Annotated in this window: 25 protein-coding genes; 20 read left to right on the top strand and 5 right to left on the bottom strand. The window is 67.9% G+C overall.

Translation table 11 applies throughout. The features are described from left to right. Positions 1–16: 16 nt before the first annotated feature. Entirely contained in the window at positions 17–1,012 is a 996-nt protein-coding gene (gene cofD, locus ABD206_RS10795; RefSeq protein WP_344072399.1) for a 2-phospho-L-lactate transferase, read from the bottom strand. 204 nt (positions 1,013–1,216) lie between these two features. Between cofD and ABD206_RS10790 the strand changes: the two genes are divergently transcribed. The 3 genes from ABD206_RS10790 to ABD206_RS10780 all read left to right on the top strand — a co-directional run bounded on the left by ABD206_RS10790 (position 1,217) and on the right by ABD206_RS10780 (position 4,761). Continuing rightward, entirely contained in the window at positions 1,217–2,548 is a 1,332-nt protein-coding gene (locus ABD206_RS10790) for a GAF domain-containing protein (protein ID WP_344072397.1), read from the top strand. A gap of 129 nt (positions 2,549–2,677) precedes the next feature. Then, the gene (exaC, locus tag ABD206_RS10785; RefSeq protein ID WP_344072394.1) at positions 2,678–4,228 is read left to right on the top strand and encodes an acetaldehyde dehydrogenase ExaC; all 1,551 of its coding nucleotides are present in this window, start codon (positions 2,678–2,680) and stop codon (positions 4,226–4,228) included. 134 nt (positions 4,229–4,362) lie between these two features. Further along, positions 4,363–4,761, top strand: a complete 399-nt coding sequence (locus tag ABD206_RS10780; protein ID WP_344072392.1) for a DUF779 domain-containing protein — start codon at positions 4,363–4,365, stop codon at positions 4,759–4,761. 380 nt (positions 4,762–5,141) lie between these two features. Here ABD206_RS10780 and ABD206_RS10775 read toward each other — a convergent pair whose 3' ends face one another. Further along, on the bottom strand, positions 5,142–5,468 hold the full coding sequence (locus ABD206_RS10775) for a hypothetical protein (protein WP_344072390.1): 327 nt from the start codon (positions 5,466–5,468) through the stop codon (positions 5,142–5,144). 329 nt (positions 5,469–5,797) lie between these two features. Between ABD206_RS10775 and malQ the strand changes: the two genes are divergently transcribed. The 7 genes from malQ (at position 5,798) to ABD206_RS10740 (ending at position 11,372) form a co-directional block, all read left to right on the top strand. After that, on the top strand, positions 5,798–7,945 hold the full coding sequence (gene malQ / locus ABD206_RS10770) for a 4-alpha-glucanotransferase (protein ID WP_344073542.1): 2,148 nt from the start codon (positions 5,798–5,800) through the stop codon (positions 7,943–7,945). Between the two features lie 32 nt (positions 7,946–7,977). Beyond that, positions 7,978–8,688, top strand: a complete 711-nt coding sequence (locus ABD206_RS10765; RefSeq protein ID WP_344072388.1) for a TMEM175 family protein — start codon at positions 7,978–7,980, stop codon at positions 8,686–8,688. Between the two features lie 115 nt (positions 8,689–8,803). Continuing rightward, positions 8,804–9,187, top strand: a complete 384-nt coding sequence (rpsF, locus tag ABD206_RS10760; RefSeq protein WP_344072386.1) for a 30S ribosomal protein S6 — start codon at positions 8,804–8,806, stop codon at positions 9,185–9,187. A gap of 5 nt (positions 9,188–9,192) precedes the next feature. Continuing rightward, positions 9,193–9,684 (top strand): single-stranded DNA-binding protein, encoded by a 492-nt coding sequence (locus ABD206_RS10755; RefSeq protein WP_344072384.1) that lies wholly within the window; start codon positions 9,193–9,195, stop codon positions 9,682–9,684. Between the two features lie 45 nt (positions 9,685–9,729). Beyond that, positions 9,730–9,984, top strand: coding sequence for a 30S ribosomal protein S18 (rpsR, locus tag ABD206_RS10750; protein ID WP_195692622.1), 255 nt, complete (start codon positions 9,730–9,732; stop codon positions 9,982–9,984). A gap of 9 nt (positions 9,985–9,993) precedes the next feature. Then, positions 9,994–10,446: a 50S ribosomal protein L9 gene (rplI, locus tag ABD206_RS10745; RefSeq protein WP_344072380.1), complete on the top strand. Its 453-nt coding sequence runs from the start codon at positions 9,994–9,996 to the stop codon at positions 10,444–10,446. Positions 10,447–10,538: 92 nt separating this feature from the next. Beyond that, the gene (locus ABD206_RS10740; RefSeq protein ID WP_344072378.1) at positions 10,539–11,372 is read left to right on the top strand and encodes a TIGR03560 family F420-dependent LLM class oxidoreductase; all 834 of its coding nucleotides are present in this window, start codon (positions 10,539–10,541) and stop codon (positions 11,370–11,372) included. A gap of 178 nt (positions 11,373–11,550) precedes the next feature. On the opposite strand, the gene ABD206_RS10735 is transcribed toward ABD206_RS10740, so the two are convergent. Beyond that, complete coding sequence (locus ABD206_RS10735) at positions 11,551–12,300, bottom strand: SDR family NAD(P)-dependent oxidoreductase (RefSeq protein ID WP_344072376.1); 750 nt, start codon at positions 12,298–12,300, stop codon at positions 11,551–11,553. Next, a complete protein-coding gene (locus ABD206_RS10730) occupies positions 12,297–13,148 on the bottom strand; it encodes a fumarylacetoacetate hydrolase family protein (RefSeq protein ID WP_344072374.1) in 852 nt (283 codons plus the stop codon). The genes ABD206_RS10735 and ABD206_RS10730 overlap by 4 nt, the downstream gene beginning before the upstream one ends. Before the next feature lie 116 nt (positions 13,149–13,264). Between ABD206_RS10730 and ABD206_RS10725 the strand changes: the two genes are divergently transcribed. The 10 genes from ABD206_RS10725 (at position 13,265) to ABD206_RS10680 (ending at position 22,219) form a co-directional block, all read left to right on the top strand. Next, a complete protein-coding gene (locus ABD206_RS10725; protein WP_344072373.1) occupies positions 13,265–14,293 on the top strand; it encodes a zinc-dependent alcohol dehydrogenase in 1,029 nt (342 codons plus the stop codon). Between the two features lie 5 nt (positions 14,294–14,298). Continuing rightward, the gene (locus ABD206_RS10720; RefSeq protein ID WP_344072372.1) at positions 14,299–15,045 is read left to right on the top strand and encodes an SDR family oxidoreductase; all 747 of its coding nucleotides are present in this window, start codon (positions 14,299–14,301) and stop codon (positions 15,043–15,045) included. Beyond that, positions 15,042–15,677: a bifunctional 4-hydroxy-2-oxoglutarate aldolase/2-dehydro-3-deoxy-phosphogluconate aldolase gene (locus ABD206_RS10715; RefSeq protein ID WP_344072370.1), complete on the top strand. Its 636-nt coding sequence runs from the start codon at positions 15,042–15,044 to the stop codon at positions 15,675–15,677. Before ABD206_RS10720 ends, ABD206_RS10715 begins: the two co-directional genes overlap by 4 nt. Then, on the top strand, positions 15,674–16,630 hold the full coding sequence (locus ABD206_RS10710) for a sugar kinase (protein ID WP_344072368.1): 957 nt from the start codon (positions 15,674–15,676) through the stop codon (positions 16,628–16,630). Before ABD206_RS10715 ends, ABD206_RS10710 begins: the two co-directional genes overlap by 4 nt. A 36-nt stretch (positions 16,631–16,666) precedes the next feature. Further along, complete coding sequence (locus tag ABD206_RS10705) at positions 16,667–17,644, top strand: aldo/keto reductase (protein WP_344072365.1); 978 nt, start codon at positions 16,667–16,669, stop codon at positions 17,642–17,644. 11 nt (positions 17,645–17,655) lie between these two features. Beyond that, positions 17,656–18,510: an amidohydrolase family protein gene (locus ABD206_RS10700; RefSeq protein WP_344072363.1), complete on the top strand. Its 855-nt coding sequence runs from the start codon at positions 17,656–17,658 to the stop codon at positions 18,508–18,510. Positions 18,511–18,619: 109 nt separating this feature from the next. Continuing rightward, positions 18,620–19,978, top strand: a complete 1,359-nt coding sequence (locus tag ABD206_RS10695) for an ABC transporter substrate-binding protein (RefSeq protein ID WP_344072361.1) — start codon at positions 18,620–18,622, stop codon at positions 19,976–19,978. A gap of 246 nt (positions 19,979–20,224) precedes the next feature. After that, entirely contained in the window at positions 20,225–20,938 is a 714-nt protein-coding gene (locus tag ABD206_RS10690) for a carbohydrate ABC transporter permease (RefSeq protein ID WP_344072359.1), read from the top strand. Continuing rightward, positions 20,925–21,881, top strand: coding sequence for a carbohydrate ABC transporter permease (locus tag ABD206_RS10685; RefSeq protein WP_344072357.1), 957 nt, complete (start codon positions 20,925–20,927; stop codon positions 21,879–21,881). Before ABD206_RS10690 ends, ABD206_RS10685 begins: the two co-directional genes overlap by 14 nt. Continuing rightward, the gene (locus ABD206_RS10680; protein ID WP_344072355.1) at positions 21,878–22,219 is read left to right on the top strand and encodes an L-rhamnose mutarotase; all 342 of its coding nucleotides are present in this window, start codon (positions 21,878–21,880) and stop codon (positions 22,217–22,219) included. The genes ABD206_RS10685 and ABD206_RS10680 overlap by 4 nt, the downstream gene beginning before the upstream one ends. A gap of 91 nt (positions 22,220–22,310) precedes the next feature. Here the strand turns inward: ABD206_RS10680 and add are convergent, their stop codons facing one another. Then, complete coding sequence (gene add, locus ABD206_RS10675) at positions 22,311–23,348, bottom strand: adenosine deaminase (protein WP_344072353.1); 1,038 nt, start codon at positions 23,346–23,348, stop codon at positions 22,311–22,313. Positions 23,349–23,365: the final 17 nt, after the last annotated feature.

Below are 23,365 nucleotides of genomic sequence, written 5' to 3'. Positions count from 1 at the left end.
CCTCATGGCGGCCGCTTCAGCCGCGCAGAGCGATCGCGTGGGCGATGGCATCCCCGGCGAGTGTCGCAGAGGTGTCGGGATCGCGCATCCACAGCGGAACCGCGATCGTCGGGATGCCGGCGGCGGTGAGGACGGGTGCGGCCGCGGCATCCTCATCGCCGACGAGCCAGCCGTCGAGGATTCCCTCGGCTGCAGGTGCCCCGTAGAGGTGTGCCACCGCGCCGGCGTCGGTGGGCACGCCGACCGCCGTCAGGCACGCGTCCGCCATTCCTCGAACCACGCTCCCGCCGATGATCGGAGACACGCCGACGACCGGGGCTGATGCCTGTCGCAGCGCGTCCGCCATGCCGGGGATCGCCAGGATCGGGCCGATGGAGACAACGGGGTTGGAGGGGGCGACCAGGATCACGTCGGCACCGGCGAGTGCGGCCAGTGCCGCGGGAGAGGGACGAGCATCCGCAACGTCCTGCGACTCGAACGAGGCGGCACCAACGTTCGCGCGGTGCCTGGTCCACCATTCCTGAAAGTGCATACGGCGCCCATCGACGGTGTGGACGTACGTGTCGATCTCCGCCTCGGTCGCCGGATGCAGGGTCACACCCAGCTCCCATCGCGCGCCGAGTCGCCGGTACACCTCCGACAGCGAGATACCCTCGCGCAACCAGGCCGTGCGCGCGATATGGACTCCGAGGTCGAGGTCGCCGAGCGTGAACCACTCCGGCGCCACCCCCCAGACGTGCAGCTCGCCGGCGACGCGCTCGGTCTCGTCGGCGCGTCCCCAGCCGCGCACGGGGTCGTTCTGGTCGCTGAGTGAGTAGAGCAGGGAGTCGTGGTCGGGTGCGATGCGAAGCCCGGCCACCCACCAGTCGTCTCCGGTGTTGACCACCACGTCGATCGCGTGGGCGTCCGTGGCGACGACGCCCCGCGCGGCGGCATCCCGCCGCGCCCATTCGCGCACGCCGCGAACGAAACGCGCGCCACCGACCCCCCCTGACAACACCGCGATACGCACGCCGCCACGCTACCCCGGCCACGCGGCGTGCCCGCCGCCCGTACCGTTCTCAGGAAAAACGAGCGCGCCACCGCCCGAATCACGGCGTGTCGTCCCGAATCGGCAGAAATCCCCTGAGAACGGTATGGCGACCGTGCCTACACTGGGGGCAGCGTCCGGGCCTGACGATCTCGGCGCGTCTCGATCACTGTCGATCGGAGTCCGATGTCCTCTCCGTGGTCCGCCGCTATGCGGATCGGTCCGAATGCCTCGCGACTGCTCATCGAGCGGGCGCACGAGGAGTTCGTGCGCGGGAACGATCACGATGCCCGCGTCGGTGACATTCGCGGGGTCGTGCGCGAGAGCTGGATGCGCTCGCGCGAGGGACTGGTCGGCGTGGACGCGCTGCCGCCCCTCGCGCTGTCCACTGAGGAATTGGAGCGCCTGCGCACCGAGCATCCGCTGGCCGCGACGATCGAGATGATCAGGACGCTGCTGATTCCCGGTGACGCGGCCGACTCCGGGGTGATCGTGGCCGTCGGGGATGCCGCGGGGCGGCTGCTCTGGGTGGAGGGGGACCGGGATCTGCGCACCCTCACCGGAGACATGGGGTTTGTGCCCGGTGCCGACTGGTCGGAGCGCGCCGTCGGCACCGCGGCGCCCGGCACGGCACTCGCGCTGGATCGATCCGTGCAGATCCGCGGCGCGGAGCACTTCAACCGGCTCGTGCAGCCCTGGTCGTGCACCGCGGCACCGGTCCACGACCCCGAGACCAGAAGGCTGCTCGGGGTGATCGATGTCACGGGCGGTGATCCTGCGGCGTCGGCGCAGGCGCAGCTGCTGGTGGATGCCACGGCGCGCGCGGTGGAAGGGGAGCTGTTGCTGGCGCGCATGAAGCAGCGAGCCGAGTCCTCCCCGCGGCGGGTGCCCCGGGCGCCCGACGTGGCGACCCGTGTCGACGCGACCCTCCGCGTGCTCGGCCGCGACCGCGCGCTGCTGGAGGTGCTCGCCGACGGTCGGACCACCGTGACCGAGATCAGCACCCGCCACGCCGAGCTCCTGCTGTGCCTGGTGACCCATCGCGAGGGCGTCTCGGCCGAACACCTCGCCGAACTCGTCTACGGAGACGCCACCTCGACGACGACCCTTCGCGCCGAGATCGTCCGCCTGCGCAAGATCCTCGGATCGGTCGCTCCCTCACTCGTGCCCGAGTCGCGCCCGTACCGTCTACCGCAGGCGCTGGAGACCGACGCTCATCAGGTCCTCTCCCTCATCGACCGTGGTGCCCATCGGGTGGCCCTCGCCGCCTATCGAGGGGAAGTGCTCCCCGACTCCGATGCGCCGGGCGTCGAGGAATTCCGCCAGAGCGTGCGTGAGATCCTGCGCGAGGCGATCATGACCGAGGCAGGTCTGGACGTGCTGCTCGCCTTCGCCGAAACCGCGGCCGGAGCCGAGGATGCCGAGGTGCTGCGGCTGTGTTTGTCGCTGCTTCCCGCGCGCTCGCCCAAGCGCGCAGGTCTCGTCGCTCGCATCGAGCGGCTCGACACCGCCATCTGAGCGATGACCCGCGGCATCCGAGCGGATGTTTCACGTGCAACGTGATGCAACGTTGCCTGACCTACCGTCGTGGCATCGCGACGATGAGCGTCGCGGTGCAGTGAACGGATGCAGTCAAAGGAGACTCACATGACCATCGTCGAAGACGGCGTTTCCAGCGTCTACGCCGCCCCCGGAGAGCGCGGCAGCGTCGCGGAGTACCGCTCACGTTACGGCCACTACATCGGCGGCCAGTGGGCGGAGCCGATCAAGGGCCAGTACTTCGAGAACATCACCCCCGTGACCGGCAAGCCCTTCTGCGAGGTCGGGCGCGGCACGAGCGAAGACATCGACCGTGCGGTGGATGTCGCGTGGAAGGCGTTCCAGAGCTTCAAGAAGACGACCCCGGCCGAACGCGCGTTGATGCTCAGTCGCATCGCCGACCGCATGGAGCAGAACCTCGAGAAGATCGCGGTCGCTGAGACCTGGGAGAACGGCAAGCCGGTGCGTGAGACCCTCGCCGCCGACATCCCGCTCGCGATCGACCACTTCCGCTACTTCGCCGGAGTCCTGCGCGCGCAGGAGGGGTCGCTCAGCCAGATCGATGAGGACACCGTCGCGTATCACTTCCACGAGCCGCTCGGTGTGGTCGGGCAGATCATCCCGTGGAACTTCCCGATCCTCATGGCCACGTGGAAGCTCGCACCCGCGCTCGCCGCGGGAAACTGTGTCGTCCTCAAGCCCGCCGAACAGACCCCCGCGTCGATCCTGTTCCTGATGGAGCTGATCGAGGATCTGATTCCCGCCGGTGTCATCAACATCGTCAACGGTTTCGGGATCGAGGCCGGTGCCCCCTTGGCGCAGCACAAGGGCATCCGCAAGGTCGCCTTCACGGGTGAGACCACCACCGGGCGACTCATCATGCAGTACGCCTCGCAGAACCTCATCCCCGTCACCCTGGAGCTCGGCGGCAAGAGCGCGAACGTCTTCTTCGAGGATGTCGCGCGTCAGCGCCACGATGACTACTACGAGAAGGCGCTCGAGGGCTTCACCTTCTTCGCGCTCAACCAGGGCGAGGTCTGCACGTGTCCGTCGCGGGCGCTCATCCAGCGCTCGATCTATGACGAGTTCCTCGGCGACGGCCTGGAGCGGGTCGGCAAGATCGTGCAGGGAAATCCCCTCGACCCGGCCACGATGATCGGCGCGCAGGCATCCAACGACCAGCTCGAGAAGATCCTCTCGTACATCCAGATCGGAAAGGACGGCGGCGCGAAGCTGCTCGCCGGCGGCGAGCGGGTCGACCTCGGGGGCGATCTCAGCGGCGGGTACTACGTCGCACCGACGGTCTTCGAGGGCACGAACGACATGCGGATCTTCCAGGAGGAGATCTTCGGGCCGGTCGTCTCGGTCACCTCTTTCGACGGGTTCGACGACGCCATCCACATCGCCAACGACACGCTCTACGGTCTGGGTGCCGGCGTCTGGAGCCGTTCCGGTGACACCGCGTACCGCGCGGGCCGGGCGATCGAGGCGGGCCGTGTGTGGACGAACACGTACCACCAGTACCCCGCGCACGCCGCTTTCGGTGGGTACAAGCAGTCGGGCATCGGCCGCGAGAACCACCTGAAGATGCTCGACCACTACCAGCAGACCAAGAACCTGCTGGTCTCGTACGCCGAAGGCCCGATGGGCTTCTTCTAAGCCGGTGAGCTGACGGCCGCGCCTGCCGTACTCAGGCTGGCTGCTCGTGTTTCGCCCGTTTCGAGAGATTCTGGGCACTTGGGCGGCATCCAGCCTGAGTACGGGTCGCGGGGCGGCTGAGACGGAGGTGAGAAATGGTCATTCACGGGAGCGAGGGACGGGTGGATGTCGCGGACGACGCGGCATCCACCCTGCGGGAGCTGTCGGCGCAGCACGGTCCGCTCATGTTCCACCAGTCGGGCGGATGCTGCGACGGCAGCGCACCGATGTGCTATCCGGTCGGGATGTTCTTGACCGGGCCGAGCGACGTCTGCCTGGACGTCGTCGAGATCGACGGGATGGACCCGGTCGAGGTCTACATGTCCGAGTCGCAGTTCGAGTACTGGAAGTACACACACCTCACGATCGATATCGTCCCGGGCCGCGGCGCAGGCTTCTCGGTCGAGGGCCCGACCGGCAAGCGCTTCATCATCCGTTCCCGGATGCTGGATGACGCTGAGCTGGGACGTCTCGGCCTCGGTGCCGTGCCGTAGTACGTAGGCGACGAGCCCGACGGCGCGCGAGACGGCGCGCGAGGCGCATCCGACGGGAGTAGCGCTCGAGGAGCCAGACACCGGCGAGAACGGCGAGAAGGAGGGGCACGAGCTCTGGCATGACGACCATTCCGGTCAGCATGATCTCAAGCGTTTCGAAGCCCACGAGCGCCGAAGCGGCGATCCACATGCCTGAATGCATGCGCCACAGTGGCCACATCAAGAAGCGGCCGCGGCGGCGAAGGCGAAGGTAGGTGAGGCGCAGGAGGCGCCACGCGCGTGGTCGTGCAGCGGGCGCACGCATACGTATCCAATCGTCAGAGGGTCGCGGGGCAGATTTCTGTGCCCACGCCTACGACGTGGTGACAACCGTGACGGGTCTAGAGATGCATCGACAGACGTGAGCGCGTCGGCCTCGAGGCTGGCGCCCGCGCTCCTCGTCCGCCGGCGGGGATGTCGAAACGACGGGCGCGGTGATACCCGTGCGTCGACTCAGGCGGAACAGTGGGTCGCGCATCGCGGAAGATCACTGTCGACGCCCTAGAGGACGCCATTGCGCGGGCGAAAACCGTTGTGAACAGCCCCACTACGGCCACCGCCAGAATGAGCGCGAGCTGGGTCCCCTCCGGTGCGCCGGTCAGCTGGGTGAACATCCAGGAAGAGAGCGCGATCACACGCTCTGCCACCCCCCATTCGATGCCGCTCACGCTGACATTGTGAATGCTGCCCGTGAAGGATCGCAATGCGCAGCCGTGAACAAACAACGGGGCATCCCCACACCGCCCTATCCACCTGCGCTGCCCGATTCCCCCGGTGTGACGAGCCAGTGAGAGCGCCGGCACCAACCGTACTCAGGTTGGGGCGCCTACTTGGCGGTCAAATCTGGGATACCAGGCCTTCTGGGTGGCTGCCAGCCTGAGTACGGTCGCTAGGGTGGGCGCGAATGAACGGCGCCGCGCGGGGCGGGAGCAGACGGGGCGTGAGATCTTCCGATTCCCTGGCATCATCAGGATGACAGGAGGTAGCGGTGACCGACATGGCTGAAGCAGCACCGAGCCCAGAGCTGGTCGCTCTCGCCGAAGCGTGCGGCATCGCGACCTCGTACTGGTCGTTCTTCGGGGAGCGGGTACAGGTGCCGGCCGGAACGCTGCGTGCCGCGCTCGCCGCCATGGGAATGAATGTCGACGCCGACCCCGCCGCAGTGCTCTCGGCGCACGAGGATGCGCGCTGGCAGCAGGTGCTGCCGGGCTCGGTCGTGGTGCGCGCCGGCAACGGCGGCTTCGTGGTGCACGTCCCCGACGGGCACGACGTACGCATCAGCGTGCGCCTCGAGGAGGGGGCGGAGCGGCAGGTGCCGATCCCCGATCAGCGTCCGGACAGCCGCTGGGTCGCGGGGACGCTGTTCTGGCGGGTGAATGTGCCGCTGCCCGCCGACCTTCCGCTCGGGTGGCACGAGCTGCGCGCGGAGCTGGTCCGCCAGGGGGACCACCACGCGGATCGCCTCGTGACCGCGGTGCTCGCGGTGACGCCCGATCGCCTCGCCGCGCCGCCCGCTCGCCCTGACCGCCGAGGCCGCAGCTGGGGGATGATGGCGCAGCTGTACTCTGTGCGCTCCCATGCCTCCTGGGGAATGGGAGACCTCGCCGACCTCGCCGACCTGTCCGCCGTGTCTGCCGAGGCCGGGGCCGACTTTCTTCTGGTCAACCCGCTCCACGCCGCCGAGGTCGTTCCACCCATCGAGCCCTCGCCGTACCTTCCCGCCACCCGGCGCTTCGTCGCACCGCTGTATATCCGGCCCGAGGACATCCATGAGGTCGCCTATCTGAGTCCTGCCGATCGCGCCCGAGTCGCTGCGCTCCAGGCGGAGATCGCGCCTGCTAACACCACAGCGGAGCGCATCGATCGCGACGCGACCTGGCTCGCCAAGCGTGCGGCACTCGAGATCATTCACCGCGCGCCGCGCAGTGCGGCGCGGGAGTCCGCGCTGGCCGGTTTCGTTGCGGCGCAGGGCCAGCCGCTGGCCGACTTCGCACTGTGGTGCGCGCTCGAAGAGCACTATGGCGGGATCGAGCGGCCCGACGAGGCCCGCGACATCGACTCCCCCCTGGTCGCCGAACTGCGCGAGCAGCTGGCAGACCGGGTCGAGTTCCACACCTGGCTCCAGTGGATCGCGCAGGAGCAGGCTGCCGCCGCTCACACCTCGGCGCTCGCCGCGGGTATGCGAATCGGCATCATGCACGACCTCGCGGTGGGTGTGCATCCACTGGGATCGGATGCCTGGTCGCTGCGGCGCCTGTACGCCGACGGCATCACGGTGGGTGCTCCCCCCGACATGTACAACCAGCTGGGCCAGGACTGGAACCAGCCGCCGTGGCTGCCGCAGGCCCTCGAGCGCACCGGCTACGCGGCGCTGCGGGATCTCGTGCGCGGAGTGCTCCGGCACGCCGGCGCCCTGCGGATCGATCACATCCTCGGATTCTTCCGGCTGTGGTGGATCCCCGCGGGCGTGGGCCCCGCCGAGGGAACCTATGTCCGCTATGACCATGACGCGATGATCGGGGTCCTCGCTCTCGAGGCGCAGCGGGCGGGAGCGGTCATCATCGGCGAGGATCTCGGACTCGTCGAGCCGTGGGTGCGGGACTTCCTGTCTGAGCGAGGGATCCTCGGCACGTCCGTTCTCTGGTTCGAGACGGAGGGCGAACGTCCGACGCCGCCGGAGCACTATCGTCGCGCGCTGCTGGCAACCGTGAACACACACGACCTACCGCCGACGGCGGGATATCTCGCGGGAGAGCACGTGGCCCTGCGCGCACGGCTCGGCCTGCTCGAGCAGCCCGTCGAGGAGGCGCTGGCCGATGCCCACCGGGAGCAGGAGGCGGTGCTCTCGGTCCTCCGCGAACGAGGACTCCTGGTTGAGGGCGCGGGTGAGGATGCGATCATCGAGGCGCTCCACACCTATCTCGTCGCCTCACCGAGCGAGCTGCTCGGGGTCGCGCTCGTGGATGCCGTGGGCGAACGCCGCGTGCAGAACCAGCCCGGCACGCACTACGAGTACCCGAACTGGCAGGTGCCACTGGCGGATGCCGATGGACGCGCCGTTCTGATCGACGACCTCGCCGAGCGCCCCTCGTTCCGGCACCTCACCGCAGCGGTGGATGCAGCCCTCCGGGACGCGACCCGCTGACCTCGCGCACAGACGGCGCTAACGTGGCGCCCATGGCAAGCGAATCGCAGCACCCGGAGTCGTCGCCGCCGGCCGATGGCGACGACGACAGTGTGAGCCGGCTGCCGTCGGCCGAGCGCCTGAAGGCTTTCACCGATGCGGTGGTAGCGATCGCCCTGACACTTCTGATCCTGCCCCTCATGGACAGCGTGTCGGAATCCGGTCGCGACGTCGACTCGGCGTGGCAGTGGCTGCAAGCCGAGTGGACGAGCGTGTTCACGTTCGTGCTGAGCTTCGTGCTCATCGCGAACTTCTGGCGCGTACACCACCAATTGTTCGCGCGGGTCGTGCGGGTCACCGGCGCACTGCTGTGGATGACCTTCCTCTGGCTGCTCGCGATCGTCTGGCTGCCGGTGGCCACCGCCGTGGCGGTCACGTTCCCTGATGACGCGGCACAATCCCTCATCTACGTGGGCTCGCTGTTCGTCGCCAGCCTCATCCTGGCCTTCACCCGGATGTACCTCGTACGGCATCCGGAACTTCACCGTGAGCCGGGCATGCGCGGCGACATCCTCGATGGATTCCTGATGGCCGCCAGCTTCTTGATCGCGCTGATCCTGATGCTCGCGATCCCCGGGATCGGCTACTGGGCGATGACCGTGCTGTTCATCATCCCGGCGGCCAAGGGCACGTGGGACGGGTTCCGCGAGCGTCGGACGAGTGCACAGAACCGTCAGGATGCGACATCCGGCCCCATCGGCTAAACTACGAAGGTTGTCCGGCAGTGGCCCTACGCCGCGTAAGACCTGGACACGTGCACACACCCTCCTGCTTTCGGGAAATGCCCGGAAGCCGTTCTAGTCCGAAGGAGGTGGGTCAGTGACGCACATTCACCAGTACGAGCTCATGGTCATCGTGAACCCTGAGATCGACGAGCGTACGGTCCCCGCGACCCTCGACAAGTTCCTCGCAGTCATCACCAACGATGGTGGCTCGATCGAGAACGTCGATGTCTGGGGACGCCGCCGTCTGGCATACGAGATCCAGAAGAAGACCGAGGGCATCTATGCCGTCGTCAACTTCACCTCGACCAGCGACACCGCGCAGGAGCTCGACCGTCAGCTCAAGCTGAACGAGCAGATCATGCGCACCAAGGTTCTTCGCGCCGAGGAGGCCATCGCGATGGTCGCCGCCGAGGCGAAGCGCTCCGAAGAGAAGGCCGCCCGCAAGGCTGCCGCTCCCGCCCGGGCTGCGAAGGCGTAACGTCGATGGCCGGCGAAACGATCATCACCGTCGTGGGTAATCTCACGGCTGACCCCGAGCTGCGCTACACGCAGAACGGGCTTCCGGTCGCGAACTTCACGATCGCCTCGACGCCGCGCACCTTCGACCGTCAGGCCAACGAGTGGAAGGACGGCGAAGCGCTGTTCCTCCGCGCCAGCGTCTGGCGTGACTTCGCTGAGCACGTCGCCGGCTCGCTGACCAAGGGCTCCCGCGTCATCGCGACCGGGCGCCTCAAGCAGCGCAGCTACCAGGACCGTGAGGGCAACAACCGCACGGCGATCGAGCTCGAGATCGACGAGATCGGACCCTCGCTGCGCTACGCGACCGCACAGGTCACGCGCGCATCCGGTGGTTCCGGTGGCGGCGGCGGACAGCCGCGCGCCCAGGTCTCGGAAGAGCCGTGGTCGACGCCCGGCTCCTCGTCCTCGGACGCGTGGGCAGCCCCCGGCGCCTACGGCGACGACACCCCGTTCTAAGCACTTCGGATGCTGCGGCATCCACTCATCACCTAAGGAAAACCCATGGCTGGAAAGTCGAGCGGCGACCGCCGCAAGCCGCGGAAGGGCGGCAAGCCCGTCGCACCCGCGAAGGCAATCCGCGTCGGCGTCATTGACTACAAGGACGTCGCGACGCTTCGCAAGTTCATCTCGGAGCGCGGCAAGATCCGCGCCCGTCGTATCACCGGTGTCTCGGTGCAGGAGCAGCGTCTGATCGCCCGCGCGATCAAGAACGCGCGCGAGATGGCGCTCCTGCCCTACGCCGGCGCTGGCCGCTAAGGAGTCCCCATGTCGAAGCTCATTCTCACGAACGAGGTCGCCGGGCTCGGAAGCGCCGGTGACGTTGTCGAGGTCAAGGACGGGTACGCCCGCAACTACCTCATCCCGCAGGGATTCGCCGTGGCCTGGAGCCGCGGTGGCGAGAAGCAGGTCGCGTCCATCCGGGCCGCCCGCGAGGCTCGTGCCATCCACGACCACGAAGAGGCCGTCGCCCTGAAGGCGACCCTCGAGGGTGGCAAGGTCAAGCTGAGCGTCAAGGCCGGCGCCGAAGGCCGCCTGTTCGGCTCGGTCAAGCCCGCCGACGTGGCCGACGCCGTCAAGGCCGCCGGGCTCGGTGACCTCGACAAGCGCAAGATCCACATCACCTCGCCGATCAAGTCGACCGGCGAGCACGAGGCCACGGTTCGTCTGCGTGACGACGTGACCGCTGTGATCACGCTGCAGGTCGTCGCCGCGAAGTAATTCCCGCGATACCGCACACGGGCGGATGCTGAGAGCCGATCAGGCCTCGGCATCCGCCCGTCGGCGTTTCAGCGCCGATAGTGTCGGTGTCCATGGAGATCTGCACCTTCATCGAGCCTCAGAACGGCGCCAGCTACGACGAGCAGCTCGCGTTCGCCCTCGCCACCGAGCAACTCGGCTTCCACGGGTTCTTCCGCTCGGATCACTTCCTCGCTTTCGAGGGGGACGGCCTGCCGGGACCGAGCGACACCTGGGTAGTCCTTGCGGGACTGGCCCGCGACACCTCGCGGATCCGCCTCGGCACACTGGTGTCGGCGGCCACGTTCCGGCATCCGTCAGTTCTGGCCATCCAGGTCGCGAACATCGACGCGATGTCCGGCGGCCGCATCGAACTCGGGCTCGGCGCGGGATGGAACGACAAGGAGCACCGCGCCTACGGCATCCCCTTCCCGGCGCGTCGCTTCGGCATCCTCGAGGAGCAGCTGGCGATCGTCACCGGCCTGTGGGGGACGCCGGCGGGTGAGACGTTCGACTTCGCGGGCGGGCACTACGTGCTGGATGCCGCGCCCGCCCTCCCCCGCACGACGCAGGAGCGCATCCCGCTCATCGTCGGCGGTGGCGGGCCCACGCGCACGCCCGCGCTTGCGGCGGCCTACGCCACCGAGTACAACTACTTCTGGTTCGACGCCTCCAAGGACCCGGCTGCGCGATTCGCGCAGGTGGGGGATGCCGCCGAGGCGATCGGACGCGCCCGTGACACCCTGCGCTACTCGCTGGTGCTCTCACTCGGCGCGTCGGAGATGCCCCTCGACGAGATCACGCGCCGACTGGATGCCGCGCACGCAGCGGGCGCTGATCGGGTGTATCTGCAGTTCCTCGACCACCGCGATCTGGACTATCTGGAGCGGGTCGCCACACTTCTCTGATCCCGGCTCGCCACCTCACGGAGGTAGGAGAAATCGCGAAGGGAGGACGAATCGTCGGCGAGTCGTCCTTCCTCGGCGATTTCTCCTACGCTCGCGAGGTGCTTGTGGGGTGATCGAGGTGCGCGTGGGGTGATCGAGGTGCGCGTGGGGTGATGGCGAGCGGTTGCGAGGCGGACGCTCAGCTGCGCACACGCAGGTGGGTCATGCCGCCGTCCACATCCAGGGCCGTGCCGGTGGTCGATCCGGAGCGCGGGCTTGCGAGATAGCAGATCGCGTCCGCGACCTCCTGGGTCGAGACCATGCGACCTGTCGCTTGACGCGCGTTGAGCGCGGCCATCTCGGCTTCCGGGTCCTCGAACTGGGTGAGGAAGCGGTCGACGAACGGCGTGTGCACGGTCCCCGGGCTGACGCAGTTCACACGGATGCCGTCGCGGACGTGGTCGGTGGCCATCGCGAAGGTCAGAGCGAGGACGGCGCCCTTGGATGCCGAGTACAGGGCACGTTGGGGAAGCCCGTTCAGGGCCGCGATCGAGCTGAGGTTGACGACGGCCGCATGGGACGACTGCCGCAAGTGCGGAAGGGCGGCGGCGGTCACGCGCGCCATGCCGGTGACGTTCACGTCGAGCACCCGGGCCCAGTCCTCGTCGGTGCTCTCCTCGACCGAGCCGATCGCGCTGATGCCGGCGTTGTTCACCACGATGTCGATGCCGCCGAGCTCCGTTGCCACAGCGGCGATCGCCGCATCCACGCTCGCCCGATCGCGCACGTCGGCCTGAAACCCGTGCAGGCCCTCGTCGAGCTCGCCGGGGGCGAGATCCAGCACCGCGACGGTGGCACCACGGGAGGCGAGTTCGCGCGCGGTGTTCAGGCCGATGCCGGAGGCACCGCCGGTGACGACGGCGACCAGACCCTGGAACTCGCCGGTCATGCGTCCACCGTCCGCTGCTGCATGGAGCCGAGCCCGTCGATCTCCAGCCGCACGATCGAGCCGGAGCGCAGGTACGGCTGACCCTCGATACCCAGGGCCACGCCGGCGGGGGTCCCGGTGTTGATGAGGTCGCCCGGGCGCAGCACCATGAACTGCGACAGGTACCAGATGATGTGACGGATCGAGAAGATCATGTTCGCGGTGGTGCCGTCTTGACGCAGGACGTCGTCCACCCAAAGGCGAAGACCCAGGTTCTGGGGGTCGCCGAGCTCGTCGCCGGGCACCACGGTGGGGCCCAGCGGGTTGAACGTCTCACAGCTCTTCCCCTTGTCCCACTGGCCGCCACGCTCGAGCTGGAACTCCCGCTCGGAGACGTCGTGCGAAAGGACATATCCGGCGATCACGTCATCCACGTCGTCCTCGGACTCGAGGTAGCGGGCGGTCGTGCCGATGACCACGCCAAGCTCGACCTCCCAGTCGGTCTTGGTCGACTTCCGCGGAATGAGGATGTCGTCACTCGGTCCGACGATCGTGGAGGGATCCTTCATGAACAGCACGGGTTCGGCGGGGATCGCCATACCGGACTCCGCGGCGTGGTCGGAGTAGTTCAGACCGATGCACAGGATCTTGGTGGGAGCTGCGATCGGGGCACCGACGCGCATCTCGGCCGCGCCCTCGAGCTCGGGCAGCTCTCCCGCGGCGACGGCTGCCCGGGTGCGGGCGACACCGTCCTCCTCCCAGAACAGACCGGTCAGATCATCCGTCAACCCGCGCAGGTCATAGACCTTCTCGCCGTCCACATAGACCGGGATCTCCGCTCCGAAATCTCCGCGTCGTTCGAAACCCATGGTGTTCCTCTCCTTTGGGGATGTCACTCTTTCCCCTCACAAGGATATGACGTCTGATGAATTTCGCGTAGCATGGCTTCGTCGGAGTCCGCCGGAGGACCCGTCACGATCGGAGGATGTCGATGCTGACAGCGAACTACGTCGGACACGGTCAGGTGAGTACTGCCGAGGTCGTCGAGGCCCCGCCGGCACCCGGATTCGTGCAGATCGCGGTGGCCTACACGGGTCTGTGCGGCACGGATCTGCACATCGTGCACGGCAACATGGATGCCCGCGTGACAACGCCGCTGGTGTTCGGCCACGAGATGAGCGGCACGATCGCCGCACTCGGTGAGGGAGTGAGCGACTGGCAGGTCGGACAGCCGGTCACCGTGATGCCGCTGGTCTGGGACGGCACGTGCCCTGGGTGCCTGGAGGGCCACACCCACATCTGTCAGAACCTCGAGTTCATCGGGATCGACTCGCCCGGATCTCTCCAGGCCCTGTGGAACGTTCCCGCTAACACCCTCGTCGCCCTTCCGGAGGGCCTGCGCATGGACCACGCGGCGCTCGTCGAACCCGTGGCTGTGGCTGTCCACGATGTGCGCCGCTCGGGCCTCGTGGCCGGCCAGACCGCCGTCGTCGTCGGCGGCGGTCCCATCGGTGTGCTCATCGCCACCGTCGCCCGCAATGTCGGGGCGACGGTCACGGTCGTCGAGCTCGACCCGACGCGTCGTGCGGGCATCGAAGCCCTCGGCTTCGCCACACTCGACCCCTCGGCCGGTGACCTCGCCGCCGCCGTCGAGGACCTCACCGGTGGCAAGGGCGCCGACGTGGTCTTCGAGGTCTCCGGGGCCGCCGCGGCGGTTCGCTCGACCACCGCACTCGCAAAGGTGCGGGGAACGATCGTCATCGTCGCCATCCACCCCACTCCCCGCGAGATCGACCTACAGCGCGTGTTCTGGCGGGAACTCACGATCCTCGGCGCGCGCGTGTACGAACGCCGGGATTTCGAGGGCGCGGTTGCGCTACTGGCCGCGGGAGTGATCCCCGCCGACACGCTGATCACCAAGATCGTCCCGCTGTCGGGCACGGGCGAGGCCTTCGAGGACCTCGCCGCGGGTCGGGCCATGAAGGTCCTCGTGGATGTGGCGGGTCAGAAGTGAGCGGGATGTTCGATCTCACCGGCCAGGTCGCCGTGGTCACCGGCGCCCGTCGTGGCATCGGCATGGGAATGGCGCTCGCGCTGGCCGAAGCGGGGGCCGACATCATCGGCGTGAGTGCGCAGATGCAGGCCGGGGATGACATCCAGGTGCAGGTCGAGGCGCTTGGCCGGCGCTTCGAAGCCGTCGCCTGTGACTTCACCGATCGTGCTGCGGTGACAGCGCTCGCCGAGCGCCTGCGCGGCGAGAAGATCGACGTCCTCGTCAACAACGCCGGCACGATCAAGCGCGCGCCGGCCGCCGAGCATCCCATGGAGTGGTTCGACGAAGTGATCGAGGTGAACCTCACGAGCCAATTCGCACTCGCCCAGGCGGCGGGAGCGGGCATGCTCGCGCGCGGTCGCGGAAAGATCATCTTCACGGCATCCCTCCTCACCTTCCAGGGCGGAATCAACGTCCCCGGCTACGCCGCGGCCAAGTCCGGCATCGGCGGGCTGACCAAGGCGCTCGCCAATGAGTGGGCGGCAGGTGGCGTGAACGTCAATGCCATCGCTCCGGGCTACATCGCCACCGACAACACGCAGGCGCTGCGCGAAGACGAGGAACGCTCCGCTGCGATTCTCGGCCGGATTCCGTCTGGTCGCTGGGGGCGTCCCGACGACCTGGCGGGCGCGACGGTGTTCCTCGCCAGTCGTGCATCGGACTACGTCGACGGCATCGTGCTGCCTGTCGACGGCGGGTGGCTCGGGCGATGAGCGCGCGCGCCTATCTGGCGCGGGCGCGCCTGGTGCCGGTCGTCACGATCGACGACGCGGCTCGGGCCGCCGATCTGTCGTGCGCGCTCGGCGATGCGGGGATCCGCTGTGCCGAGGTGACGCTGCGGACTCCTGCCGCGTGGGACGCGATCACCGAGATGGTGGCCGTGGCCGATGAGACCGGTGTGGATGTCGGCGTCGGCACCGTGCTGAGCGCCGACGAGGTGACGCGGGCCCACGCGGCCGGCGCCCATTTCATCGTGAGCCCGGGATTCGACCCCGCCACGGTGGCTCGGGCCCACGACCTCGGCCTCGCCTGTCTCCCGGGTGTGGCGACGGCGAGCGAGGCCATGGCGGCCCAGCGCGCCGGGTGCGACACCGTCAAAGTGTTCCCGGCGGGCCTGCTGGGAGGTGTCGACTACATCGATGCGCTCTCAGCGCCCCTCGTCGACCTCGGCTTCGTCCCCAGCGGCGGCGTGAACCCCACGACTGCGGCGGGCTACCTCGCCCACCGTGCCGTGCCCGCCGTGAGCGGCAGCTGGATGGTGCGCCGGGACGACATCGCCAAGGGGCGGTTCGACACCATCCGTGCGGCCTCTTTCGAGGCCGCTGCACTCGTGGGGCTCGCATGACGAGGAATCAGACGGTGCCGGGGCTTCTCACGCTCGGCGAGACCATGGGCCTGTTCCGCGCGGAGCGACCGGGATCGCTTGCGCACACCGATGAGTTCCGGCTGGGGATCGGCGGTGCGGAATCCAACGTCGCGATCGGCGTCGCACGGCTCGGAGGCTCGTCCCGCTGGCTCGGGCGCGTCGGTGCCGATGGACTCGGTGACCGCATCCGTCGCGAGCTGCGCGCAGAGGGCGTCGATGCGCGGGTGATCGAGGACGGCGAAGCGGCCACAGGCCTCATGATCAAAAGCCGCCCGGTGCCGGCTCTGGCGAAGGTCGACTACCTGCGCGCCGGGAGCGCGGGGAGCAGACTCCGGCCCGAGGACCTCATGCCCGACCTGTTCGACGGGATCGGCGTCCTGCACGTCACGGGTATCACCCCGGCGCTGTCGGCATCGGCTGCCGAGACGGTCTTTGCCGCCATCACCGCGGCCCGCGCTCGCGGCATCCGGGTGTCGTTCGATGTCAATCATCGGGCGGCGCTCTGGTCGGCCGAGGAGGCCGCCCCCGTCTACCAGGAGATCGCCGCGCTCAGCGATGTCGTCTTCGCCGGTGAGGACGAGGCCGCACTGCTCGCAGACGCCCGCTCGATGCCCGAGCGCGCGCGTGCGCTGTCGCACGGCGGCCGCGACATCGTGATCAAGCGAGGCGAGCACGGCGCGTACGCTGTTGTGGGCGGAATCGAGATCGTCGTTCCGGCCGTGCCGGTCGCCCCCGTCGACACGGTCGGAGCCGGGGACGCCTTCGTGGCCGGCTTCCTGGTCGAGGCCCTCGCCGGGCTGGATGCCTCCGCAGCGCTGCAGACAGCGGTTCGTGCGGGAGCGTTCGCGTGCCTGGGCCTCGGTGACTGGGAGAGTCTCCCTCACCGACGTGACCTCGACCTGTTGGATGCCGCAGACCCGGTCATCCGCTGACCCCCACCCCCCGCGTTCCTCTACGACAGGATCTCCATGCAGACCACTTCGATTCGCGGTCGCCTCTCCCTCACCCGACTCGGCGTCGGCGGCGCGCAGCTCGGAAACCTCGGCCGGACGATCGATGACGCCCAGTCGCAGGCCGTCGTGGATGCCGGGTGGGAGCGGGGCATCCGCTACTTCGACACCGCGCCGCACTACGGACTCGGACTCTCGGAGCGTCGTCTCGGTGCCGCTCTGGCCCAGTATCCCCGCGACGAGTACGTCCTCTCGACGAAGGTCGGGCGCCTCCTCGTCGACACTCCTGAGACGGCCGATCAGGTCGACCCCGGTGGATTCCAGGTACCGGCCACCCACCGTCGCGAATGGGACTTCACCCGCGACGGCGTGCTGCGCAGCCTCGAGGGCAGCCTGGAGCGACTGGGGCTCGACCGCGTCGACATCGTCTACCTGCACGACCCCGACTTCCACTGGGAGACGGCCTCGACCGAGGGCATCCAGGCGCTCATCGACCTGCGTGAAGAGGGAGTCGTGGGGGCTGTGGGGGTCGGGATGAACCAGTCGGCCATGCCCGCCGCCTTCATCGAGCACACCGATATCGACGTGGTCATGCTGGCGGGCCGCTACACGCTGCTCGAGCAGCCGGCGCTGGCCGACCTGTTGCCACTGGCAGCCGCGCGTGGCGTGGGCATCGTTAATGTCGGCATCTACAACTCGGGCCTGCTGGCGCGAGACCGCGTGCCGGCGGACGCGACGTACAACTACCTGCCCGCTCCCCCGGAGCTCGTCGCACGGGCGAACCGCATCGCCGAGATCTGTGAGCGCTGGGGCACGACTCTGCCGACCGCTGCGATGCACTACGGACTCGACCACCCTGCGATCGCTGCGGTCGTGGTGGGGTGCCGCAGCGCCGCCCAAGTGGAGGATGCCGTGCGCCGCGTGGAAGCCGACGTCCCCGCGGGGCTGTGGTTGGAGCTCGCCTCCGAAGAGCTCATCCCGGCCACGGGCGAGTGAGGCGGCGACCCATGCTTCTGGATTCCCACGTCCACGTCTGGGACCCCTCCCGCAGCCCGTACAGCTGGCTGCGGGGGTCGGATGCCATCGATCGCACCTTCACGCTCGAAGATCTCTCTCCCGACCTGGATGCTTGCGGCATCGGTGACCTGGTCCTCGTTCAGTCCGATGACACCGCCGGCGACACCGATTTCATGCGCGAGCTCGCCGCCGTCGACCCTCGGGTACGCGGCATCGTCGGGTATGCCCCTCTGCACGAACCGCAGATCGCCGCCGCCACCTTCGCCCGGTGGCGGGAGGACCCGCTCATGGTCGGTGTCCGCAATCTCATCCACATGCGACCCGAACCCGACTGGATGACCCGGCCCGCCTATGTGGAGGGGCTGAAGGCCGCCGGCGCCGCCGGGATCGCGGTGGACGTCATCGCGGTGACCGAAGCGCACCTGGAGCAGTTGGTGGCGCTTGCCGGAAAGCTCCCCGACGTGACCTTCGTGCTCGACCACCTCGGTCAGCCGCCCGTGACCGAGCCCAAGGACTACTGGTGGCCGTTGATGCAGCGTCTGGGCGAGCATCCTCGTGTCTTCGCAAAGCTTTCGGGGATGTACATCGGCGGTTCCGTGCTCTCCCCCGTCAGCGTCGACCAGGTGCGGCAGGTGCGCGATCTGGCGCTCGCCGCCTTCGGTGCCGAGCGCCTCATGTACGGCGGGGACTGGCCGATCGCGGTCCTCGCGGGTGGGTACGGGCCGGCCACCGCCGGCATCCGGGCGGCCATCGCAGAGCTCTCCGCGGCAGAGCAGGACGGAATCGGACGGCGGGCGGCCGAGACGGCGTATGCGCTCCCGTTGCGCCGGCAGACAGGTACATGACAGCGCTGTCACAATTTCATTGCTCATAGGTCACATGTATGATCTAATGAGTGTGAGCCGCGACCCGCGCGGCCAGTCGTCAAGGACGTCGACCAGGAAGGCTATGGCAATGGCACCACAGCACCGCAGTCACCTCACCCGAATCGCAGCCGTGGGCTTCACGCTCGCCGGCGTTGTTTCGCTGTCGGCTTGCGCCGGTGGCGGTGGCGAGGTCAACAGCGAATACGGATTCGTCACCGCTGAGCAGGACCCCGAGAGCACCATCACCGTGTGGGTGGATGCCGCCCGCGAGCCCATCGCGACCGCGTTCCAGGAGGAGTTCCCCGACGTCCCGATCTCGATCGAGACCTACGACGGCAACGCCGGCGGCTCCGGATCCTTCCAGACCAAGATGGCGCTGTTCGACCAGTCCGGTGAGGGCTGGCCCGATGTCGTCTTCTCGACGCAGACCAACGACGCGTCGTGGGCCGCCAAGGAGACCAACGGCGTGCAGGCGTTCGCCGCACCGTTGAACCAGGGCTACTTCGACACCGACTTCCTCGACGGATTCACGGACGGCGCGCTCGACCCGATCACGGTCGACGGCACCGTCTACGGTCTGCGCAACGACCTCGCACCCGTCTCGCTCTGGTACAACGAGACCCTCCTCACGGAGTTCGGTTACGACATCCCCACCACCTGGGAGGAGTACGAGGCGCTCGGCGAGAAGCTCGCCGCAGAGCACCCGGGCTACATCCTCGGTTCGGTCGGGGACTCGTTCGTGGGCACCTACGTCTACTACTGGGGCGCCCAGGCACCGATCTTCCAGCTCGATGGCGACACGTTCTCCTCGAACTTCGAGGACGAGCACTCCGTCGCGATGACGACGATGCTCGACAACATGGTCGCCAACGGCACGCTCATCACCGACAGCGTCTTCAGCGCCACCTTCGTCGAGAACTACTCCGACAAGATCGTCGCGATCCCGGGGCCCGCCTGGTACGCCGGTGCGATCTTCCAGAACCCCGACAACGTGAACGCCGACCCGGGCGAGTTCGGCGTCGCCGACCCGCTGTACTGGGAGGGTGAGGACCAGGTCACCGGCAACGTCGGTGGTGGTGTCTGGTATGCCTCGAGCCACTCGACTAACCTCGACGCCGTGAAGACGTTCCTCGAGTACGTCACCGCCTCTGAAACCGCAGCAGCCCTCGCCACGGGACTGCCGGCCTACGACTCGGCCGCGTCGGAGTGGCTCGCCGCCCAAGCGGAGAGCGGATTCTTCGTGGGTGACTTCGAGGGCGCGATCTCGACCGCGGCCGCCAGCATCTGGAGCGGTTGGGGCTTCCCCAACTTCAGCCCCGAGACCGCCTACGCCGAGGTCGTCGTTCCCGCGCTCAGTGAGGGCACCCCGATCGCCGATGTCACCGGCGACTGGCAGCAGAAGTACCTGAACGAGGCTCAGGTCAACGGGTACACCGTCGCACAGTAAGGCAACACCATCACTACGACAGCTGATCTCACGGCTCCCGCCGTCGGCCCTCTCTCCGAGGGTCGGCGGCGGCAGCCGGGGCTGAGGCGGCAGAAGCCCGACCGCAGCCAAGCACGAATCGGATACATCTTCAGCAGCGGCTACACGGTCCTGCTGCTGGCCTTCGGCATCGTTCCGGCGCTGTACGCGATCTTCCTCGCCTTCACCAAGGACGGGCAGTTCGCGGGCTTCGACAACTTCGCGAAGGTGTTCGCCGACTACCGCTTCTGGCCCGCTGTCCAACACGTCGCCCTCTACCTCGTGGTGTGGCTCGTCTCGCTGACGATCCTCGCCGTTCTGCTCGCACTCCTCGTCCACGCCCTGCGCTCGCGGGTGTCGTCTTCGACGGTGCGATTCCTCTACTACATCCCGGGCGCGCTCGCCGGGGCATCCAGCGTCATGCTCTGGCTGTTCCTGCTCGACCCCACCGTGAGCCCCGTCTCCGGCGTGCTGCGGATGTTCGGCTTCGAGACCTTCGTCCAGGTGGTCTCCCTCGACAACCTGCCGATCGTCTTCACCCTGATCGCGTTCTGGGCCGGCGCCGGCGGGTGGATCATCATCCTGTACGGCGCGCTCAACAACATTCCCCAGGAGGTCATGGAGGCCGCCCGCATCGACGGCGCCGGTCCCATCGCCACCGCCTGGCACATCCAGATCCCGCTCATGCGCAAGTGGATCAGCTACATGTTCATCATGGCGCTGGCGGCGGGAACCCAGCTGTTCGTCGAGCCGCGGGTGCTGTCACAGGCATCCAAGGGCGTCGTCCCCCAGGACTACTCCCTGAACCAGCTCGCATATCTGTACGCGTTCAAGCAGAACGACTTCAGCGGCTCGGCGGCCATCTCGCTGCTGCTCCTGTTGGTCGCTGCCGGCCTCTCGGCGCTGTTCGTGTTCCGAGGAGGACTCTTTGAGCGCGACTGAACTCATCGTCCAGCCGTCCGAGGGCCGCAAGTCCCGACGCGGGTACGGACTGCACGATCCCCAGTCTGAGCACCCCAACCCCCGTCGTTGGATGGGCCGGGCGCTCGCCTGGGTCGTGATCGGATTCTTCGTCCTGTTCTTCGTCATCCCCATGGTGTGGCTGGCGCTGGCCCCCACCAAGACGGCGCGAGAGCTGCTGCTGGACAACCCCTTCAGCTTCGGAGGGTTCGACACGCTCGTCTCGAACTGGAACGAGCTCATGGCGTTCCAGGACGGCATTGTCTGGTTGTGGCTGGGTAACGCCAGTCTCTACGTCGGCGTCGCGCTGCTGATCACGCTGGTTGTGAGCATCCCCGCGGGCTACGCGCTCGCGCTCGTGGACTTCAAGGGCCGGCAGCTGCTGCTGATCGTCACCCTCGTGGTCATGCTGATCCCGAACACGGCGCTCGTGCTGCCGATCTTCCTCGAGCTCAGCGCGGTGAAGCTCGTGGGGACGCCGCTGTCGGTGATCCTGCCGTTTTCGTTCTTCCCGTTCGGCGTCTACCTGACCTACATCTACTTCTCCACCGCAGTGTCGAAGGATCTGCTCAACGCGGCCCGCATCGACGGCGCGGGAGAATTCCGGGTGTTCTGGCAGGTGGCGATGCCGCTGGCGACGCCGGTGATCGCCCTGGTCGGGTTCTTCAACCTGGTGACGAACTGGAACAACTACTTCCTGCCCTTCGTCATGGTGCCCGGCCGTAAGGCCCCGATCCAGGTGGGACTCGCCGAGCTATTGTCGAACGTGCCGCTGTTCAACCCGACGTCGGCCGGATCGGTCACGATCGACCTGCCGGTGCTCGCCATGGCGACGATCCTGTCGGTCGCGCCGGTGCTGATCATCTTCCTGTTCTCGCAGCGCTTCCTGGTGTCCGGGCTGACGGCCGGCGGTACCAAGGAGTGACGGCTCCCGAGTCATCCCGTCGCTTCGGGATGATCGCCCGACTGCGGCCGGAGAAGCGTCAGGAGTACCTCGACCTGCACGCCGCGGTATGGCCGCAGGTGGAGCAGACGATCACCGACACCGGCATCCGGAACTTCACGATCTTCGTGACCGGCGATGTCATCGTCGGCTACTTCGAGTACATCGGTGAGGACTACGACGCGGACCAGGTGGTCATGGCCGCCGACGAGGCGACGCAGCGGTGGCGCGAGGCGACCGGTGCCTGCCAGCTGCCGTTCCACGAGGGCTCGACGGCCCCCAACTGGGAAATGCTCGACGAGGTCTGGCACCTGGACTGAGCGCGACCTCCTCTTCCCATCTCGCGGAGGTAGGAGATATCGCCAGAACAGGACCGCGCCGCGGCGTGTCGTCCTCCCTCGGCGATTTCTCCTACGCTCGCGCGGCGGTCAGTGCGAGGACGGCGCCGTCGAAGTCGGCGAGCAGGCGCTGCTTGTGAGCCTCGTCGCACCAGGCGGCCTCGAAGCCGGCGCGGGCGATGCGGACGGCATCCGGGATATCGAACCCCATCTGCGTGAGGGCAACGGTGTATTCGCGCCCGATGTCGGTGTGGAACAGCGTTGCGTCGTCCGTTGCGAGTGTGACGGTGACACCGCCCCGGATCAGCTGGGCGATGCGATGGTTCTCGTCGAAGTCCCAGCCTGAGAGCATCTGCGTCGAGTGGGGCGTGCAAGTGAAGGCCACGCCCGTGGATGCCGCGAGGGCGACCACCTCGGGATCGTCGGCCGCGCGGTACCCGTGGTCGATGCGGTCAACGTGCAGTACCTCGATCGCATCGCGCACGTTGGACGGTGACTCGGGCATCGTCTCCCCGACGTGCGCGCTGCGGCGCAGGCCGTGCGCCTCAGCGAGGGCGTAGGCGTCGCGGAAGCGCAGCGGGTCCTCGGTGAACTCAGGCGTGAGATAGTCCTGACCGATGCCGAGAACGGCAGAGTGCGGGTGCGCGAGCATGGTCTGCACCATTCGCACCGCGGCATCCGGCCCCAGTGAGCGGTTGATCGCGCAGCTCAGACCGTAGCCGACGCCGAAGTCACGCTCGGCTCTGCCGAGGCCGTCCACCAGCGCATCGATGAGTTCGGGGTAGGCGATGCCGAGCTCGGCGAAGTTGTCGGGGTTGACGAAGTACTCGCGGTAACGCAGGTTGCCCTCGCGCACGGCATCCTCGACGCCCTCGTAGGCCACCCGGGCGATGGCCTCCGGCGTCCGCATCACCTGCTGGGCGGCGTGGAAGACGTCCAGGAAGTCCGGGAGCCCTCGGTAGCGCAGCAGCTCGTCCATGTCGCTCGTGCGCAGCGGGACGGCGAACTCGTCGGCCAGCTCCAGCAGCGTTTCCACCCGGACCGTCGCGACGAAGTGGCAGTGCAGCTCAGCCTTGGGTAGCAGCCGCAGGAAATCGGAATCGCTCAGCATGCTCCGATCCTGCCGGG

The organism is Microbacterium sediminicola (assembly GCF_039531125.1).
Taxonomy (GTDB): domain Bacteria; phylum Actinomycetota; class Actinomycetes; order Actinomycetales; family Microbacteriaceae; genus Microbacterium; species Microbacterium sediminicola.
This window is presented reverse-complemented; position numbering and strand designations above follow the sequence as displayed.